The organism is Streptomyces sp. CO7, from assembly GCF_053474865.1.
This window is the reverse complement of sequence record NZ_JBRIOU010000005.1, coordinates 345,258-349,447: the sequence shown is the minus strand read 5'-3', so window position 1 is coordinate 349,447 and position 4,190 is coordinate 345,258. Positions and strand designations below refer to the sequence as shown.

Genomic DNA, 4,190 nt, shown 5'->3' with positions numbered 1-4,190 from the left:
GCCCCGGGCCCCTGACGTGCGGGACCCGGGGCGAAGGAAGGGGGCGGGCGTCCGGTGATGGACGCCCGCCCCTTCGTCACCTGGTCGCGGCCGGGGCCGCGGACCGTGTCACTCGGTGTTACTCGGTGACGCTGCCGATCTTCACGCTGCCGACGCCCGCCGGGGTGCCGTTGGCGTTGACGAGCTGGACCTGACCGAAGAACTCACGTCCCGCGGGGGCCGGCGCGCCGACGGTCACGGTGCCCGAGAAGGACGCCTTGCCGCCCTCGGCGAGCTTCACCGTGGTGCCGTCCACCGCGACGGTGCCGAGCGCCTCGGAGAAGAACACGTCGAGGTAGTCGTACTGGGTCGAGCCGCTCGGGATCGAGTAGCCGTCGACCTCGACGGTGTAGGTGCCGGCGGCCGGCGCCTTGAGGGAGACCGACTCCTCGGAGTCGCCGTCCGCGGACGAGCCGACCTTCGTGCCCGCCGCGTTGTAGATGTTGAGGTCCAGGTCCGCGGCGGTGTCGGAGACGTTGCCGATGGACACGTTCAGCGCCTCGGCGCCCGCGGGCACCTCGACCGTGAACTCCTGGACCTCGTGGTTGGCGATGGTCGGACGGTCCGTCTTGGACGAGCCGAGCGAACCGCCGACCAGCTTGCCCTCGAACGCGGCGAACTTGTTCTCGACCGTCCACTCGGCCGCGGCGGGCTCGCCGACCTTGGCCGCGGGGATCTCGAGGGTCTCCGGCTCGAACGTGGCGCCCAGCAGGGTGACGTCGAGCTTGTACGGGTTGTTCAGCAGCGGCGAGGTGCGCCGCGACTCGACCTCGATCTCCCAGACGCCCGGGGTGGGCGCGTAGAAGCGGGCCTGCGGCTTGCAGCCGCCGTCACCGGCCGGGTAGTTCGGGTAGCAGTTGACCGTCGACGTCGGGTCCGAGGGGACACCGTACGGGTGGATCGAGATGAAGCGGGTCTGGCTCTTGTCGGCCAGGCCGCTCAGCGCGACCTCGAGGGAGGTGGCGCCCTCGGGGACGGTCACGAAGTAGGACTTGTGGCTGTTGCGCTGCACGGTGCCCGAGGCCGCGAAGGTGTTCTTCACGTCCGAGGCGGCGATCACGGAGGTCATGATCTGCTGGTCGACGCCCTCGGTGAACGGGTCGTTCACCTCGAGGATCGCGCTGTGCATGCCCAGCGAGCCGGGCCGGGCGGCGACCTTGACGGTGACCGCCTTGTTCAGCGGAAGGAGAACCAGCTCGCTGCCGACGATGTCGAAGGTGCGGCCGTGGTTGTTCTTCAGCGACAGCTTGTGCAGCACGCTCGCCTTGGAGCCGGAGGTGCGGGTGACGACGACGTCGTACACCTTGCGCTCGCCGACCTTGATGCCGCCCTCACGGTCGTACAGGCCGGCGCCGAAGCCCGGCTCGGCCAGCGCCCAGTCGATGTTGGTGTCGACGGGGGCCTTGACCTTGTACTCGTGGGCCTTGGCGTTGCGCTTGACGGAGCTCCAGGCGCCGATGATGTCGATCAGACCGGCGCCCTGCTCGTAGGCCTGGACACCGGGGATCTGGTTCGCCGTCGAGGTCAGCGCGGTGCGCAGCTTCGCCGGGGCGAGGTCGATCTTCTTCTGCTTGGCGGCGCTGATGAGCAGCGCGGTCGCGCCGGTGGCCTGCGGGGAGGCCATCGAGGTGCCCTGCAGCATCGAGTAGCCGGCCGGGAGCGCGTAGCCGGCCTCGGCGACGGGGCCGCCGGGGAGCCAGGTCTGCGTGGTGTTGATCGACGCGCCCGGGGCGGAGAGGGTCGGGGTGAAACCGCCGTCCTCACGCGGACCGCGCGAGGAGAACGGCATCATCGCGTAGTCCTTCTCCACGACGGAGCCGTAGTTGGCGGCCCAGGTCTCCTTGGAGACGGTGGCGCCGACCGAGATGACCTTGTCGGAGAGGGCGGGGTCGCCGATGGTGTTGACGCCGGGGCCGGAGTTGCCCGCGGAGATCACCAGCTGGACGCCGTACTCGTCGATGAGGCGCGTGTAGAGACGCGAGCGGTCGTTGTCGCCGTTGTTCAGCGCCGGGAGACCGCCGATCGACATGTTGACGATGTCGACGCCGCGGTTGACGACCAGGTCCATCATGCCCTCGGTGAGGGCAACGGCGGTGCAGCCGCCGGTCCAGGTGCAGGCGCGCGAGGAGACCAGCTTGGCGCCGGGGGCGGCGCCGTTCATCTTGCCGCCGAACAGGCCGTTGGCGGCGGTGATGCCGGCGACGTGGGTGCCGTGCTCGCTCTCGATGACGCCGATGTTGACGAAGTCGCGCTTCTGGCCGACCCAGGTGCCCCCGTAGGGGTCCATCGGGACGTCCTTGCGGATCTCGACGACGAACGGCTGGCGCTCGGCGACGTCGGTGGCCGGGTCGTCCTTGCCGAACCAGCCGACCTGGTGGTCCTCCTTGTACGGCTTCATCACGGTGTCGTCGGTGAAGTCGCCGTTGTCGTTCTGGTCGACGACGACCGTGCCGGCCGCCGCGTCGTAGAGCACGCCCCACACGTCGGTGGTGTCGCCGTCACGGTTGGCGTCGCCCGCGGCGTCGCCGCCGGCGGTGTACGACTCCTTGAACAGCTGGACGCTGTGCTCGCCCGCGGGGGCGGTCCAGGTGCGGCCGCCGTAGGTGAAGCTGGTGCCGGAGACCGGGTTGATCATCGGACGCCAGGTGGCGTCGGAGTCGACGATCGGGTCGGTGGCGGTCACCCAGTCGACGATCTTGCGCTCGCCGGTGGTGGTCTTCTGGAGCGCCGGGTGACCGAGGTCCACGCCGGAGTCCAGGATGCCGATGGTGACGCCGCGGCCGTCGGCCTTGGGGTTCTGCTTGACGAAGTCGACCGCGCCGGTCTCGAAGGACGGGTTGTACGGGTTCTTCGCCGGGGTGCTCGCGCCGGGGGCCGAGTAGGTGCCGGTCTCCTTCGTGCCGGAGGTCTTCTTGCCGGCGTCCGGACGCGGGTCGTCCAGCTTGACCTCCTTGTCCAGGTCGATGCCCTGGACGGAGGAGAGCTTGGCGGCGGCCGCGATGGCCGACTCCGCCTTGCCGGTGGGGACCGTGGCGCGGACGTAGCCGAGCTTGTCGTAGGACTTGCCCACCGACGCGCCGCTGACGGCGTCGAGCTGCTCGGCGACCTGCTCGGTCTGGCCGGGCTCGGTGATCACCATCATGGTGACGTTCTTCTCGCCGTCCGCCTGGGCGGCGGCGAGGAGTTCGGCGTCTTCCGAACCCAGCTTGTCGTGGGCCGACTTGCCCGGGGTGGGCTGGTCGGCCGCGGAGGCTGCGTCTGCGGCGAAGGCCATGGGTATCGGCCCGGCCGCGGAGAGCGCCGCCACCAGACCCGCGGCGACGGCGATGCGCGCAGCGCGTCTCGCGCCCGATATCTGGGTGCGCTCGGGATGAGAGGTCATCGATTTCCCTTGCGAGTGAAGGAAAGTGAGGAGGGCGTCGCGCGGGCGGAAATGCCCGGGATCGCCGCCGTCCGGAGAAATGGTCCGGATGACCGCTCAGCTTTACCTATGGGTACGGAGTTTGGGGAGAGTTGCCGGAGGCGTATTGCTGCCATGGCGTAATCCCGCCACACCGTGTGACTGGCGTGTCGTGTGTGACGACGGGCGGCACCGCGGCGGCCGGCGTGTCGACGGCCCGACGGTGGGGGCGCCGGCGCCGCGCGGGTGACGTCCGCCCACCGCGTCGAGCTGCCGGCTCCGCGGTCCTGCCGTAACGTCTGGGTATGCATGAGGAGTTGAGGGTGGCGGCCTACGCCGTCTGCGTGCGGGACGAGCAGGTGCTGCTGGCGCGGTGGGTCGCGGGCGACGGTACACGGCGTTGGACCCTGCCGGGCGGCGGCATGGACCACGGCGAGGACCCCTACGACACCGTGGTGCGGGAGGTGGAGGAGGAGACCGGTTTCTCGGTCGAACCGGTGACCCTTCTCGGCGTGGACTCGGTGCGCCGGTCCTATCCGCGGCGGCTGGGGGCGCGGGCCGACTTCCACGGGCTGCGCGTGGTGTACGAGGCGCGCATCACCGGCGGGTCGCTGCGCAACGAGGTCGGCGGATCGACGGACATGGCGGCGTGGCATCCGCTGTCGGCCGTCGCGGAACTCGAGCACGTGGAGCTGGTCGACACGGGTCTGCGCCTCTGGCGCGAGCGCCCCCGCACCGGCCACCTCGCCCC

The 4,190-nt window shown here is 70.4% G+C and carries 2 protein-coding genes; one reads left to right on the top strand and one right to left on the bottom strand.

Annotated elements, in window-relative coordinates; all coding sequences use genetic code 11:
• Nucleotides 1-118: 118 nt before the first annotated feature.
• The gene (locus tag ACOV8S_RS20025) at nt 119-3,421 is read right to left on the bottom strand and encodes a S8 family serine peptidase (protein ID WP_448319162.1); all 3,303 of its coding nucleotides are present in this window, start codon (nt 3,419-3,421) and stop codon (nt 119-121) included.
• Between the two features lie 323 nt (nt 3,422-3,744).
• On the opposite strand from ACOV8S_RS20025, the gene ACOV8S_RS20020 reads away from it, so the two are divergent.
• Nucleotides 3,745-4,190: NUDIX hydrolase (locus ACOV8S_RS20020; RefSeq protein WP_448319161.1), on the top strand; the 446-nt coding region annotated here is incomplete at its 3' end.